Source organism: Affinundibacterium flavidum, from assembly GCF_014284175.1.
Classification (GTDB): Bacteria; Pseudomonadota; Gammaproteobacteria; order Burkholderiales; family Burkholderiaceae_D; genus Undibacterium; species Undibacterium flavidum.
Genome location: NZ_JACOGA010000018.1, coordinates 20,209 through 34,046, shown reverse-complemented (window position 1 = coordinate 34,046; position 13,838 = coordinate 20,209). Strand labels below are relative to the sequence as shown.

Below are 13,838 nucleotides of genomic sequence, written 5' to 3'. Positions count from 1 at the left end.
TCGCAGCCACGATTACACTCTCCACAAAATCTGTGCGGCGTAGCCAGCACAAGCGATCAGCCACACTATCGTGCCGACCTGAAATACCAAACGCAATACCACTGAATGCGTCACATAATCCATCCAAACGTCACGCATGCCTATCCATACGTGATAGAGCAAAGCGACGACAACTGCGAACGTCAACAGCTTGAACCATTGCATCGCAAAAATACCACTCCAAGCGACGTAGCTCGACTCATTCGAAGTTAAAAACAAAACCAACAATACGACGGTATAAACCGCCATTAAAATTGCGGTTACGCGTTGAGCCAACCAATCGCGCATACCATATCCTGCGCCAACAACCAGGCGTTTTGATCCAATATTATTATTCGCCATTTTTAGAATACTCCAAACAATTTCAATGCAACGAGAGCCGTCAAGCCCAAGCTCACGAACAACACCGCGACCGCTGATTGACGACCACTGTCTTTATCTAAACCAAGATGAAAATCCATCAACAAGTGACGCACGCCTGCAGAAAAATGATGCAAGTACGCCCACACCAAAGCCAACACAACGAGCTTGACTGGTATCGATGCGAAGAAAACATGCAACATGGCGAATGACACTTCAGAGCGAAGACTTTGATCCAGTAAATACAATGCGAATGGCAACAGCAAACACATCAACATGCCACTAATACGATGCAGAATCGATACAAATCCTGCTAGCGGTAGTCGATAGCCGCCAAAGACTGCATCAGAAAGGCGCATCACACCAAAACGCTTCTTGTTTTTAACAACTTCAGACATAAATTAACTCCCCCAAAATAACTCAGCACTACAACTTTATAATTTTCGCCTATTTTGATGCATTGCACCAACTGATTTGATGGTTTTCTGAGAATTATTCTTCAATTTGATCAAGAATTAAGCAAAAATTCTGGTTCATGCCTACTTAAACTTCAAATTCAACTTAATTCATTTCGATAATGATGCGCATTCGTTAAGTACAAGCCACGTCGCAATTCCACTGCTTTATCGCCATAGGTAAATGAAATTCGCTCGACACTTAACAGTGGCGTTCCAATTGCCACTTGCAATAAATCTGCGGTATCTTCTTCAGCGCAAATGGCACGAATTTCCTCTTGCGCACGAATCATGTGCGTACCGAACTCCGACTCAAACAAGGCATACATTGGCCCCTTATATTCGTTCAAGCGCTCAATAGTCAAACCCTTGAAAATAGAACCCGGCAGCCAAAGCTCTTCCAAAATTGTTGGTACGCCAGAAAAAGATTGTACACGCTTTAAAAAAACGACTGACTCACCGGCCTTCATTTCCAAAAGACGCGCCACCTCTGCTGGTGCGCGCAAGCGTTTAACTTCAATGATTTTATTTTCTGGATAGGAGCGCTCGCCGTTATCAGGGACTAAGCGCAAAAAGCGAAATTGAGATCGCGCTTCGTGATGCGTCGCAACAAACGTGCCCTTCCCTTGTCTGCGTACCACTAAATTTTCAGCAGACAATTCATCAATTGCTTTGCGCACCGTACCTTGGCTAACCTTAAAGCGTGCAGCCAATTCGATTTCACTGGGAATTAATTCGCCCGGTTTCCATTCGCCAGATTGCAGGCTTTGCGTAATCAAACCTTTGATCTGTTGATACAGAGGACTGAACGTAGGCGCTGCGGAAGAATACGAATCCGTATCGGAAGCTGGCAAACTTTTCGACTCATTAGGCTGCATAGTTGATGATACCGTTGGATTCATAGTCCGCAATTTCACCACAAAAGCAGTCAATAAGTCTAGAGAAAAGTAAAAAACTTATCATGTCTTATATAAGACATAAGATATCGATTGACACAAACAGAGGGGCGCAATAAACTCGCAACAATTATGATGATCTAGCGCAATGTTAATGAATTTTTTTGATCTTTCCGAAGTAAAACAAACTGAAAAACAAGAAATTCAATCGCCCGTCAGTATCATTCGGCGTTATCATTTCAGCCGCTCATTTCATTTGGCGTGATTTTGACAAAACTGATGAAATAGACGATCCAAGGAACATTTCAAAAGACGTTTCAATCTAATTCTTGGATTAAAGCTTTACAATATTATTTTTACACCACTGCGGAGAAATACCATGTCTAAATCCCCTATGCGCGTTGCTGTTACTGGCGCAGCTGGCCAAATCGGCTATTCCCTCTTGTTTAGAATCGCTAACGGCGACATGCTGGGCAAAGATCAACCAGTGATTTTACAATTATTGGAAATCCCTGATGAAAAAGCACAAAAAGCGCTCAAAGGCGTAATGATGGAAATCGACGATTGCGCATTCCCATTGTTGGCCGGCATGACTGCACATAGTGACCCAATGACAGCGTTTAAAGATATTGACGTAGCTTTGTTGGTTGGTGCACGTCCACGTGGTCCAGGTATGGAACGTAAAGATTTGCTCGAAGCAAATGCACAGATTTTCACAGTGCAAGGTAAGGCATTAGATGCGGTTGCATCACGCAATGTCAAAGTATTGGTTGTAGGTAATCCAGCCAATACCAATGCTTACATCGCCATGAAATCTGCACCAAACCTGCCATCTAAAAACTTCACAGCGATGTTGCGCTTGGATCACAACCGTGCTTTGTCACAAGTTGCTGCGAAAACTGGCAAAGCAGTTGCTGATATTGAAAAATTGTGCGTTTGGGGTAACCACTCTCCGACGATGTACGCTGACTACCGTTTCGCAACGGTAGCAGGCGCATCTGTTAAAGACATGATCAATGATCAAGAATGGAACAAAGACGTGTTCTTGCCAACAGTCGGCAAACGCGGCGCGGCAATCATTGAAGCACGTGGCTTGTCTTCTGCAGCTTCTGCAGCGAATGCAGCAATTGATCACGTTCGTGACTGGGTACTTGGCACAAGTGGTAAATGGACAACGATGGGCATTCCATCGGATGGTTCTTATGGCATCCCAGAAGGCACGATGTTTGGCTTCCCTGTTACAACAGAAAACGGCGAATACACGATTGTTCAAGGTTTAGAAATCGATGAATTCTCTCGTGAACGTATCAACGTCACTCTCAAAGAATTGCAAGAAGAGCGTGATGGCGTAAAACACTTGGTCGGCTAATTGACCTAAAACTGGGCTTGCCTATCAGGGCAAGCCCTTTAATTTGTACTCTATTTGTATTTGGTCTAAAAATAGTGCATTTGTAATCCGATTTACCGCCCGACGATTTACTACCATATTTATCAATGACATCAGCGCCGATGCATCCCTCTCAGGCATTATTTCAAGATCAGGCAGCGCCAATTTTTTTACCGGTATGTGATCACTATGCTGGTTCAGAAAAATTGATGCTCAAATCCTTGAGCCTGCAAAATGAGCTCGGGCCCGTATTTGATATTACTTTCGACTGTGAAGATGGCGCGGCGGTTGGCAATGAGTTGGCGCACATACACATGTTGACGCAGATGATCGCGTCCGACAGTAATCAATTTAATCGCATCGGGGTGCGCGTTCACCATCTCGATCACCCTGCGTTTCAACAAGATATTCAACAGCTTTTAAGCAATCGTGTAGCCTGTGAAAAACTGGCTTACATTGTGCTTCCAAAAATAAATACGGTAGATGAAGTCAACATAGCGATTGATACCATCAACCAATTATCGCAATGCCATGATCGCAAATCCATTCCACTACATCTGCTAATTGAAACGCAAGCTGCACTAGCACATGTACAAGCCTTGGCAGCAATTCCTCAAGTTGAATGTCTCTCCTTCGGAATTATGGATTTCGTATCATCGCATTGGGGGGCAATCCCAGCGAGTGCGATGCGCTCGCCAGCCCAATTCACCCATCCATTAGTGATACGCGCCAAACTGGAAATCGCAGCGGCTTGTCATTTACATGGCAAAGTACCATCACACAATGTCACTACCGATTTTAAAGATCCATCGGTAACCATCAGCGATGCGACCAGAGCGGGTCAGGAGTTTGGATACACCAGGATGTGGAGCATACATCCTAGCCAAATCAAACCAATTATTAAAGCAATGGCACCGCGCAGTGCAGAGATTAATGAAGCAGTTGCGATTTTGAGTGCAGCACAAGAAAGTCAATGGGGGCCGATAGAAGTGCACGGCCGCCTGCATGACCGAGCCAGTTATCGCTATTACTGGACAGTCTTAAAGAAAGCAAGTATGAGTGGCGTCAACTTGCCTGAAGGTGCACAATACTTGGTCTAGCTTAGCTTAGCTAAGCAAAGTAGTAAGTAGGCAAGTAAGTAGGACGTTAGAAATCGAATAGAAATTGAATGTAGTTTTGAATCAAATTTGAATCACTGGGGGCATCATGAAATCATTACGACCAACACCACAGCTACTGGCAAAGTTACTCATTACTTTATGCGCAGGCAGCTTAACCGTATCTGCCATTGCGGCTGATACTACCAGTGGCCCCACTGGCAAAAAATCAACTAAAGCAAAAACGACAAAAATTGCCAAAGCCGATAGTAAAAAAACTGATGTTGATACGAACGAACCAGAGCCGAATATCGAACAAAGCGCAGATACAGAATATAAGTGTGAGCTCGGTAACTCCTTGGTGATGTACTCCCGTCCGGAAGATGATCAGAGCTTGGCAATGCGTTGGAGAAATCGCCTGTACAAATTAACCCGTGTGGAAACATCCACGGGTGCGCATCGATTTGAAAATCAAAAAGTCGGCTTGATGTGGATTAACATTCCTTCCAAAGGCATGTTACTTGACACACATCGTGGCCATCAATTGGCGAATGAATGTAAGAGCACGAAAGTTGCACTCATGAAAGTCACCGAGATAGAAGTTAAATAAGAAAAAGCAAGTACCGGCAAGCACAAATAAGCTGAATTAAGCTAAATTTGGCCGAGATTCATCGACACAAAAGCATTTCAAGAATTTGTAAGATTAGTTTTAAATCCGTATCACCTCACTTCATTGTTCATCATCGAAAATAAGGAACAGCCATGAGCCAAACCAACTATCAAGACGCGTTTAAAACGCTGAAAGATTTTAAAATCACTGACACTAAGAAAGGTAAATTCTTTTCTTTGCCAGCACTGGAAAAAAATCTGGGCGTGAAAGTATCACGTTTGCCGATTTCTATCCGTATCGTGTTGGAATCCGTTTTGCGTAACTGCGACGGTAAAAAAGTCACTGAAGAACACGTCAAACAATTGGCAAACTGGGGTGCAACTGCAGCGCGTACCGATGAAATTCCATTCGTCGTTTCGCGCGTGGTATTGCAAGATTTCACTGGTGTTCCTTTGTTGGCCGACTTAGCTGCGATGCGTAACGTGGCAGCAAAACAAGGTAAGAATCCAAAAAATATCGAACCATTAGTGCCGGTTGATCTGGTCGTTGATCACTCCGTACAAATCGATCATTTCCGTGAAAAGAAAGCCCTCGATTTGAACATGAAACTGGAATTCCAACGCAATAACGAGCGTTACCAGTTCATGAAATGGGGCATGCAAGCCTTTGATACTTTTGGCGTGGTTCCTCCAGGCTTTGGTATTGTGCATCAAGTCAATCTTGAGTACTTGGCGCGTGGCGTACATAAAGCATCTGATGCGAAGAAAAACGATGTGTATTACCCAGATACTTTGGTTGGTACAGATTCTCACACCACCATGATTAACGGTATCGGCGTAGTTGGTTGGGGCGTGGGTGGTATCGAAGCGGAAGCGGGCATGCTCGGTCAACCAGTTTACTTCTTGACACCTGACGTTGTTGGCGTGAATTTGACAGGCGCATTGCGTGAAGGTTGTACCGCAACTGATCTGGTGTTGACAATCACAGAAATGCTGCGTAAAGCAAAAGTTGTTGGTAAGTTTGTCGAATTCTTCGGCGAAGGTACACGTACTTTATCTCTGACAGACCGCGCAACCATCGCTAACATGGCACCAGAATACGGCGCGACGATGGGCTTCTTCCCAGTTGATGAAGCAACGATCGATTACTTCAAAGGTACAGGCCGTACTAAAGCAGAAATCGACGCATTCGAAGGCTATTTCAAAGCGCAGAAAATGTTCGGTATTCCGAAAAAAGGCGACATCGATTACACGACAGAATTGTCATTAGACTTGTCAACGGTTGCACCATCTTTGGCTGGTCCAAAACGTCCACAAGATCGTATCGAAATCGGCAACGTCAAATCTACTTTTGCAGATCTGTTCAGCAAGCCAACTTCAGAAAGCGGCTTCAACAAAAAAGCAGAAGATTTGACAGCGGTGTACACCAATACCGATGGCGTCAAAGTGAAAAACGGCGATATCTTGATCGCTGCGATCACTTCTTGCACTAACACTTCCAATCCTAGCGTTTTGTTGGCGGCAGGCTTGTTAGCGAAAAAAGCGGTTGAGGCTGGTTTAAAAGTATCTCCGCACATCAAAACATCCTTAGCGCCTGGATCCCGTGTTGTGACTAAGTATCTCGAAGCTGCTGGCTTGTTGCCATACTTGGAAAAACTCGGCTTCGGCGTAACAGCATACGGCTGTACAACTTGTATCGGTAACGCAGGTGATTTGACACCAGCGATGAACGAAGCGATTGTTGCGAACGACATCGTTGCGGCGGCGGTATTGTCCGGCAACCGGAACTTCGAAGCACGTATTCACCCGAACATTCGTTCCAACTTCTTGGCATCGCCTCCGTTAGTAGTCGCTTACGCGATCGCTGGCAACATGAACAAAGATTTGATGACGGAACCTGTTGGTCGCGTCAAAGGCAAAGACATCTTCTTGGGCGATATCTGGCCAACTAGTGCAGAGATCAACAAGTTGATGAAGTTCGCGATGAATTCCAAAACGTTCAAAGAGAACTATGCTGATGTTAAGGGCGCTCCAGGTAAATTGTGGGAAGACATCAAAGGCGTGGCTGAAGGTCAAGTCTACGACTGGCCAAGTTCTACTTACATCGCTGAGCCACCGTTCTTCGCTGACTTCACGATGGAACCAAAAGCAGCAGCGACAGGCATCACTGGCGCACGTGCTTTGGGCGTATTTGGTGACTCCATCACAACCGATCACATCTCCCCTGCTGGCTCGATCAAAGAATCTAGCCCTGCCGGTAAATGGTTGAAAGAAAACGGCGTATTGAAAGCCGATTTCAACTCCTACGGTTCACGTCGTGGTAACCACGAAATCATGATGCGCGGTACATTTGCTAACGTACGTATCAAGAATTTGATGATCCCAGCGAAGGAAGATGGTTCCCGCGTCGAAGGCGGCGAAACTTTATTCCAACCAACCGGCGAGCCTATGGCAATCTACGATGCAGCGATGAAATACGTTGCAGAAGGTACGCCAACCATGATCTTCGGTGGTGAAGAATACGGCACAGGCTCCTCCCGTGACTGGGCTGCGAAAGGCACACAATTGTTGGGCGTAAAAGCCGTTATCGCTAAGTCGTTTGAACGTATCCACCGTTCTAACTTAGTTGGTATGGGTGTATTGCCTTTGCAATTCATCGGCACAGACGGCGTTGATTCTTTGGGCATCACTGGCAATGAATCTTTCGACTTGAAAGGTATCGAAAACGATATCAAACCACAACAAGAAGTGACTCTAGTCATCAATCGTGCCGATGGTAGCAAACAAGAAGTCAAAGTCTTATTGCGCATCGATACACCGATCGAAGTTGATTACTACAAACACGGCGGCATCTTGCCATTCGTGTTGCGTCAGTTGTTAGCTGCGTAATCAAGGATTGCTAGTAAGATGAATAGGGGACGAAGCTTTTGGGTTTCGTCCCTTTTTTCTTGTGTGGCAGTGAGAAAAGGTATTGAGAACAAATTTGTAGCACGGATGAAACTCGCGTCGACAGGTATTAGATGTAGCTGATCCTCTTACAAACAAATCAAAAAGGCTCCTAAAATGAAAATTGAATTACTCGGGCTTTATCAAAATAAAGTTACTGGGACACGATTTGAAGTCAAAAAATACACTAGACAAATAAGCCATAATGGAAGGCTACTTGATGGAAGTGTAGAGCTGAAAACCTCTTGCGGCAAGGATGTAAATATTATCGATAATAATTTTGAGAGCCTTCAACTTGTACTCTCAGAAGAAACAATATACAGAATCTGCTAATTCAGGAGTTAATATGGCATTGGACGATCAATTTATGACAGTACTTGCTGATGATTTCATAGCTCAACCTACTGAAGCCCAAGGCTACCTTATTGCGGCACAGGGCATGCTCGCCGGAGCAAGGCCGTTGGGGGAAATTCTACCGATTCCGAATTTCGCATTAACGTTATTATGCGGACACGCATGTGAGGCAGCACTAAAATCATTATTGGCCTACAACGGAATAATCGCACGTACTCTCAGTAGGCGACCTTATGGCCACGACCTCTTAAAGTTATGGGATGAAACTGAACGCTCTGGATTCAATCTAATAAATCCACGACCTGATTGGATAAGCCAACTTAATCGTGTGTATGACAACCCATTTCATCTTCGCTATCCACTTGGATTTCATGCCATAGTTTTACCAGATCAAAAAGCGATGTTAGAAGGAACAAGGATTTTAGTTTCCTTCGCTGAGTCAATAATCCGTTAGGGGAAGAGTGCATTGTCCACGCGAATTAATTGACTTAGAGCTCGTAGGTGCGATTAGCGTAGCGTAATCGCACGCATGTAAATCATTGTAAACAACTTTGAAGTTCGAAAAAATGCACTCTATTTCAATAAGATTTGAAGCATACTTGAGATTTCCAGCTTTTTTTCATACGTGTGATTACGCTACGCTAATCGCACCTACGTAGCAGAATCTGGTACAGACATAACTTTGATAATCCACAAGAGCAAGCACAAATACGGTGGTAATATTTAAGTAAATACGTCGTTGGATATTTTGTGCTTAGGGTTTCACACTAGCTTTATGATTTCCTAAGAATCGTTTATTTCTTCTCCTTTTACCAGACTAAGATACGGCGCCCGAACATGTCACAACCCAAACTAGCCTCCAACTTCATTGTTCTAGACACCAAACAAGCGGCAACTGAAATTCCGGTGACGCCCGGCATCTACGAAGAACTTGATGCGAAATTTGATCAGTTCAAAGGATGTTTACTGATCGCCGAATACACATTTTCTTCCGATTGGTCATCATGGGAAATGCACCCTAACGGAGATGAAACTCTTTATCTTATTTCAGGTGATGCCACCCTACTTTTGTACTCTGGTGGTGTAGAGAGTCAAATTGAATTTAATGTGCCGGGAAGCTTTGTGATTATTCCTAAAGGCACTTGGCACACCGCTTTGGTTAAGAATAACTGCACGATTTTATTTATTACGCCTGGCGAAGGCACAATGAATGGCGCAGATCCGCGTCATTCACAAAATTAAGTAGCCAAGGTCATCAAACGGCAATAACACCAGTGTTTTAGTATTTGAGATTATTTCGATTTTTTTTGTTTTTCTAACTTAGTAAAAGAGGAGTCTGTATGTGGAAAGCACTAGTAGGTTTTTTAGTTTTTGCAGCAATCGCTTTGTTCTTTATTTTTAAAGCTGGTGACAAGATGGACATGCAGGGAGAAGCTGGCGCACATGCTGGCGCAGCTTCTGAACATGTATCAGCGCCTGCTGCATCTGCGGCGGCAAGTACACCTGTACCTGCGCCAGTCGTTGACGCTGCAGCATCGACAGCATCTGCGCCTTCAACTCCAGTAGCTGAAGCAAATCCAGCGGCAGCTTCTGCATCAGCAAGCAAATAATCAATAGCGTTAGCGCAATTCAATAAGACAAAAGCCAGGCTTCAGTAAAGAAGCCTGGCTCTTGTTTTTCTGGTACTTTCAAATTCGGAATAAGAAAGCTTTACAGGCATTTTTCCGTCTACGTGTTCGCAAAATTCAGTAAGTCATCTCCAGCCAAACGATATTTAACCCATTCCGCCTGCGCCTTAGCACCAACGGAATCATAAAAATCAATTGCTGGTTGATTCCAATCCAAGACACTCCATTCGAAACGACCACAACCCTCTTCCACCGCAATTTGCGCCAGATGACGCAGCAAAAATTTACCTGCGCCTAGACCACGATGTTTTAGCGATACGTAGAGATCTTCCAGATACAGGCCCTTCTTCCCCTGCCAGGTCGAATAATTATAGAAATAAACTGCAAAGCCAATTGCTTCGCCATTCAATTCACAAATCAACGCTTTGGCGGGTGAATCGGTGGAGAAAATGCTGCTTTCTATCTCTGCGATGCTCGCCTTGACTTCATGCTCTGCTTTTTCATAGACAGCTAGTTCAACAATAAAGCCGTGAATGGTGGCAGCATCTGCTGGTATTGCTTTGCGAATACTGAGTAACAAAATGAACCTCTACGATTTTCAAATAATTAAAATGTATTTAAAGATTGCGCTATGTCGGCAATCAAATCTTCCGGATCTTCTAAACCAATATTGAAACGCACCAGAATGCCCTTGTCGTTCCAGGTTTGACGCATGGTTTCTATGCGATACGGAACGCATAAACTATGCGAGCCACCCCAACTAAAACCAATCTTGAAGAGCTTCAATTGGTTCACGAATTGGTCGGTTTGTGCTTCTGTATATTTTGCGTCAAACAACACGGAAAACAATCCACCTGCTCCAGTAAAATCACGTTTCCAAACATCATGTCCTGGGCAATCTTCCCACGCCGGATGTAATACTTTCGCGATTTCTGGGCGGTTCTTCAACCATGCTGCAACTTTGCGGGCTGCGGCATCATGCGCTTCAAAACGCAATTTCATGCTTTGTAAGCCGCGCAATACCAAGTACACATCGTCCATACCTACGCCCAAACCTAAGCGCATGTGTGCCATCAATAAGCGATTATTTAGCTCGACATCATTCGTGATGACCGCTCCCATCAACACGTCAGAGCCACCGCTCTGATATTTCGTCAATGCTTGCATGGAAATATCGACGCCGTGCTCAAAGGGTTTAAAGGCGAGACCTGCGGACCAGGTATTATCCAACGCGACCAACACGCCTTTGCTATGCGCAGCCGCACAGATTGCAGGCACGTCAGCCACTTCCATCGATACCGAACCAGGTGCCTCAGTCCAAATAAGCTTGGTGTTTGGCAAGATCAAGTCAGTGATTCCGCTACCTATCATAGGATCGTAAAAACGCACGCTGATACCAAAACTATTCCTTAACCACGTCCCTAATTCTTTATTGGGGCCGTAGGCGTTATCTGGCACTAAGACATCATCACCAGTTTCGAGAAAGGCCATATTCACTAAGGTGATCGCAGCCAATCCGCTAGGTGTTAATACACAATGATCACCGCCTTCGATTTGAGCGATCTCGCCTTCTAATTGGAAGCTGGTTGGCGTGCCGTGTAAGCCATAGGTGTAAGTCCATTTATTCAACCAACTACGTGCGCGCATTGCATTAACATCTTTAAACAAAACAGTCGATGCATGATGGATTGCGGTTGGAAAAGCAGAAAATCCATCTGGAGCTTGATAATCAGGATGAACAATCGCGGTACTTGGGCCTTGCGATAAGTTAGTCATATTAAGTGGTCACAATAAGGTCGTTATTGAATTCAAATACAGCGACCTATGCACAACCTACTACGCGGTCGAATTTTGAATCTGCTATTTGCAAATGCGTCCCTGTGCACTTGCACAGATGCGCTTCTCAATTCAAACTTCGACCACTCGCGACAGTTGTGCAGAGGTCGCATACAAAAAAACAAATCAAAACAGATAAAAAATAGGGGCGAAAAATCGCCCCTCTCATTCTTACAACATCTGGTTTAAATTGCCTCGCCCCACAAATCATGCGCGTCGGCAGCGGTGATTTTCACTTCAACAAATTCACCGACTTTCAATTTACGATGCGGTTCAAATGGCGGCTTCACATACACCACGCCATCAATCTCTGGCGCATCAGCCGAACTACGCCCAACGCCGCCACTGCGATCCAGACTATCAACTAATACACGCATAGTCTTGCCAACTTTCGCTTGCAGACGCTTTTTAGAAATCGTTTCTTGCAATTCCATTACACGACGACGACGATCTTCACGCACTTCGTCTGGCAATTGATTAGCCAGTTCATTGGCTGTGGCACCATCCACGGGCGAATAAGCAAAGCAGCCCAAACGATCAATTTCAGCTTCTTTTAAGAAGTCCAAAAGATATTCAAACTCTTCTTCTGTCTCACCCGGGAAACCAGCGATAAAAGTGGAACGTATCGTAATTTCTGGGCACATTTCACGCCAAGCTTTGATACGTTCAATATTTTTTTCGCCACTGGCTGGGCGCTTCATACGCTTCAACACGTCCGGGTGCGCATGCTGCAAAGGTACATCGAGGTAAGGCAGAACATGTCCATTGTTCATAAATGGAATGATTTGATCGACGTGCGGGTAAGGATAAACATAATGGAGACGCACCCAAGCGTCATAACGTTTAGCGAGTTCACCTAAGGCTTCGACCAATTGGGTCATGTGCGTCTTGACTGGCTTACCATCCCAGAAACCCGTACGGAATTTCACATCGACACCGTATGCACTGGTATCTTGAGAAATGACCAGTAATTCTTTAACGCCAGCTTTGAATAAATTCTCCGCTTCTACCATGACTTCACCAATCGGGCGAGACACCAGATCGCCGCGCATCGATGGAATAATACAGAAGCTACAACGATGGTTGCAACCTTCAGAAATTTTTAAGTAAGCAAAATGTTTTGGTGTGAGCTTAACGCCTTGGGCTGGAACTAAATCGATGAAAGGCTCGTGTGGCTTTGGTAAATGCAAATGCACCGCGCTCATCACTTCCGTCAATGCGTGTGGACCTGTAACCGCCAAGACTTTCGGGTGTATGCTTTTAATCAGGTCATTGCCATCAGCATCTTTTTTCGCGCCCAAACAGCCAGTGACGATAACTTTACCATTTTCATTGAGTGCTTCGGCAATTGCATCTAAAGATTCCTGCACAGCAGCATCGATAAAACCGCAAGTATTGACCACCACCAAATCCGCGCCATCGTAAGACTTTGCCGTTTCGTAACCTTCTGCACGTAATTGTGTGAGGATTTGTTCTGAATCGACCAAAGCTTTTGGGCAACCAAGTGAAACGAAGCCAACTTTTGGTGCGACTTGCGTGGATGCGGGAATGAGAGTTTCGTTAGGCATAATAAAAAAAGGATACAAAGCAATTCGCTATTGTACCCTTTTCTAGACTTCTTACGACAGCCTTCGCTGCTTTAAATACGCTGCAAGCAATTGAATTTATTACTTTTTCTTATCATCCGGTACAAATGGGAAGCCGAACATATTTTTCGATTGACTTTGCATCTGTTCTTGCATTTGTACAAATAAATTTTTGCTCTGATCGATGTAATTGCCCATCATGCCTTGCATCATAGGTCCTTGCACATTCATAAACTGTGTCCACATTTCTGGGCTAAATGGTTTGCCTTCAACGTTACCACTAGCACCCTCGGTCAGTTTGTTTTGAATATCGATAAATGCCTGAATATTTTTTTCAAGATACGAGCCCATCATGCCTTGCATTGCATGACCGTAATAACGAATGATTTGTGCCAAGGCGACACTGGAGAACATAGGCGCACCACCTGCTTCGGCTTCTAAAATGATCTGCAACAAAATACTGCGTGTCAAATCTTCACCGGTTTTGGCATCCACCACTGCAAAATCATCATTTTCCATCACGAATTGCTTGACGTCGACCAAGGTAATATAGCTGCTGGTCTGGGTGTCGTATAAGCGACGATTTGGGTATTTCTTAATCAAATGCTTGCTTATTTTTTTTGTGCTGTTCATTGCATTCTCATT

15 protein-coding genes are annotated in these 13,838 nt (G+C 44.5%); 8 read left to right on the top strand and 7 right to left on the bottom strand.

Annotation, left to right across the window (positions count from 1 at the left end; genetic code table 11):
- Nucleotides 1-12: 12 nt before the first annotated feature.
- From sdhD to H8K55_RS17445, 3 genes are all read right to left on the bottom strand, one after another.
- Nucleotides 13-381 (bottom strand): succinate dehydrogenase, hydrophobic membrane anchor protein, encoded by a 369-nt coding sequence (gene sdhD / locus H8K55_RS17455; protein WP_186943346.1) that lies wholly within the window; start codon nt 379-381, stop codon nt 13-15.
- Nucleotides 382-383: 2 nt separating this feature from the next.
- On the bottom strand, nt 384-797 hold the full coding sequence (gene sdhC, locus H8K55_RS17450) for a succinate dehydrogenase, cytochrome b556 subunit (RefSeq protein ID WP_186943345.1): 414 nt from the start codon (nt 795-797) through the stop codon (nt 384-386).
- A 158-nt stretch (nt 798-955) separates the two neighbouring features.
- The gene (locus H8K55_RS17445) at nt 956-1,732 is read right to left on the bottom strand and encodes a GntR family transcriptional regulator (protein ID WP_186943344.1); all 777 of its coding nucleotides are present in this window, start codon (nt 1,730-1,732) and stop codon (nt 956-958) included.
- A 397-nt stretch (nt 1,733-2,129) separates the two neighbouring features.
- On the opposite strand from H8K55_RS17445, the gene H8K55_RS17440 reads away from it, so the two are divergent.
- The 8 genes from H8K55_RS17440 (at nt 2,130) to H8K55_RS17405 (ending at nt 9,753) form a co-directional block, all read left to right on the top strand.
- On the top strand, nt 2,130-3,119 hold the full coding sequence (locus H8K55_RS17440) for a malate dehydrogenase (protein ID WP_186943343.1): 990 nt from the start codon (nt 2,130-2,132) through the stop codon (nt 3,117-3,119).
- 140 nt (nt 3,120-3,259) lie between these two features.
- On the top strand, nt 3,260-4,237 hold the full coding sequence (locus tag H8K55_RS17435; RefSeq protein ID WP_186943430.1) for an HpcH/HpaI aldolase/citrate lyase family protein: 978 nt from the start codon (nt 3,260-3,262) through the stop codon (nt 4,235-4,237).
- Between the two features lie 106 nt (nt 4,238-4,343).
- Complete coding sequence (locus H8K55_RS17430) at nt 4,344-4,844, top strand: hypothetical protein (protein WP_186943342.1); 501 nt, start codon at nt 4,344-4,346, stop codon at nt 4,842-4,844.
- Between the two features lie 152 nt (nt 4,845-4,996).
- Nucleotides 4,997-7,732 carry an aconitate hydratase AcnA gene (acnA, locus tag H8K55_RS17425; RefSeq protein WP_186943341.1) on the top strand — a complete coding sequence of 912 codons (2,736 nt, stop codon included), beginning with the start codon at nt 4,997-4,999 and terminating at the stop codon, nt 7,730-7,732.
- A gap of 174 nt (nt 7,733-7,906) precedes the next feature.
- A complete protein-coding gene (locus H8K55_RS17420; RefSeq protein WP_186943340.1) occupies nt 7,907-8,122 on the top strand; it encodes a hypothetical protein in 216 nt (71 codons plus the stop codon).
- Between the two features lie 13 nt (nt 8,123-8,135).
- Nucleotides 8,136-8,597 carry a hypothetical protein gene (locus tag H8K55_RS17415; protein ID WP_186943339.1) on the top strand — a complete coding sequence of 154 codons (462 nt, stop codon included), beginning with the start codon at nt 8,136-8,138 and terminating at the stop codon, nt 8,595-8,597.
- A gap of 383 nt (nt 8,598-8,980) precedes the next feature.
- Nucleotides 8,981-9,385 (top strand): cupin domain-containing protein, encoded by a 405-nt coding sequence (locus H8K55_RS17410; protein ID WP_186943338.1) that lies wholly within the window; start codon nt 8,981-8,983, stop codon nt 9,383-9,385.
- A 98-nt stretch (nt 9,386-9,483) separates the two neighbouring features.
- The gene (locus H8K55_RS17405) at nt 9,484-9,753 is read left to right on the top strand and encodes a hypothetical protein (RefSeq protein WP_186943337.1); all 270 of its coding nucleotides are present in this window, start codon (nt 9,484-9,486) and stop codon (nt 9,751-9,753) included.
- Between the two features lie 118 nt (nt 9,754-9,871).
- Here the strand turns inward: H8K55_RS17405 and H8K55_RS17400 are convergent, their stop codons facing one another.
- The 4 genes from H8K55_RS17400 to phaR form a co-directional block, all read right to left on the bottom strand.
- Nucleotides 9,872-10,351, bottom strand: a complete 480-nt coding sequence (locus H8K55_RS17400; RefSeq protein WP_186943336.1) for a GNAT family N-acetyltransferase — start codon at nt 10,349-10,351, stop codon at nt 9,872-9,874.
- A 26-nt stretch (nt 10,352-10,377) separates the two neighbouring features.
- Entirely contained in the window at nt 10,378-11,547 is a 1,170-nt protein-coding gene (locus tag H8K55_RS17395) for a cystathionine beta-lyase (RefSeq protein WP_186943335.1), read from the bottom strand.
- Between the two features lie 245 nt (nt 11,548-11,792).
- On the bottom strand, nt 11,793-13,175 hold the full coding sequence (rimO, locus tag H8K55_RS17390; protein WP_186943334.1) for a 30S ribosomal protein S12 methylthiotransferase RimO: 1,383 nt from the start codon (nt 13,173-13,175) through the stop codon (nt 11,793-11,795).
- Nucleotides 13,176-13,274: 99 nt separating this feature from the next.
- Nucleotides 13,275-13,826: a polyhydroxyalkanoate synthesis repressor PhaR gene (gene phaR, locus H8K55_RS17385; RefSeq protein ID WP_186943333.1), complete on the bottom strand. Its 552-nt coding sequence runs from the start codon at nt 13,824-13,826 to the stop codon at nt 13,275-13,277.
- Nucleotides 13,827-13,838 lie beyond the last annotated feature (12 nt).

Excerpts from the sequence above, each read along its gene's own strand:
- H8K55_RS17420 (WP_186943340.1), top strand. The coding sequence starts at position 7,907 with ATGAAAATTGAATTACTCGGGCTTTATCAAAATAAAGTTACTGGGACA.
- H8K55_RS17395 (WP_186943335.1), bottom strand. The coding sequence starts at position 11,547 with ATGACTAACTTATCGCAAGGCCCAAGTACCGCGATTGTTCATCCTGAT.
- H8K55_RS17415 (WP_186943339.1), top strand. The coding sequence starts at position 8,136 with ATGGCATTGGACGATCAATTTATGACAGTACTTGCTGATGATTTCATA.
- H8K55_RS17410 (WP_186943338.1), top strand. The coding sequence starts at position 8,981 with ATGTCACAACCCAAACTAGCCTCCAACTTCATTGTTCTAGACACCAAA.
- H8K55_RS17435 (WP_186943430.1), top strand. The coding sequence starts at position 3,260 with ATGCATCCCTCTCAGGCATTATTTCAAGATCAGGCAGCGCCAATTTTT.
- phaR (WP_186943333.1), bottom strand. The coding sequence starts at position 13,826 with ATGAACAGCACAAAAAAAATAAGCAAGCATTTGATTAAGAAATACCCA.
- sdhC (WP_186943345.1), bottom strand. The coding sequence starts at position 797 with ATGTCTGAAGTTGTTAAAAACAAGAAGCGTTTTGGTGTGATGCGCCTT.
- H8K55_RS17430 (WP_186943342.1), top strand. The coding sequence starts at position 4,344 with ATGAAATCATTACGACCAACACCACAGCTACTGGCAAAGTTACTCATT.
- H8K55_RS17440 (WP_186943343.1), top strand. The coding sequence starts at position 2,130 with ATGTCTAAATCCCCTATGCGCGTTGCTGTTACTGGCGCAGCTGGCCAA.
- sdhD (WP_186943346.1), bottom strand. The coding sequence starts at position 381 with ATGGCGAATAATAATATTGGATCAAAACGCCTGGTTGTTGGCGCAGGA.
- rimO (WP_186943334.1), bottom strand. The coding sequence starts at position 13,175 with ATGCCTAACGAAACTCTCATTCCCGCATCCACGCAAGTCGCACCAAAA.
- H8K55_RS17405 (WP_186943337.1), top strand. The coding sequence starts at position 9,484 with ATGTGGAAAGCACTAGTAGGTTTTTTAGTTTTTGCAGCAATCGCTTTG.
- H8K55_RS17445 (WP_186943344.1), bottom strand. The coding sequence starts at position 1,732 with ATGCAGCCTAATGAGTCGAAAAGTTTGCCAGCTTCCGATACGGATTCG.
- acnA (WP_186943341.1), top strand. The coding sequence starts at position 4,997 with ATGAGCCAAACCAACTATCAAGACGCGTTTAAAACGCTGAAAGATTTT.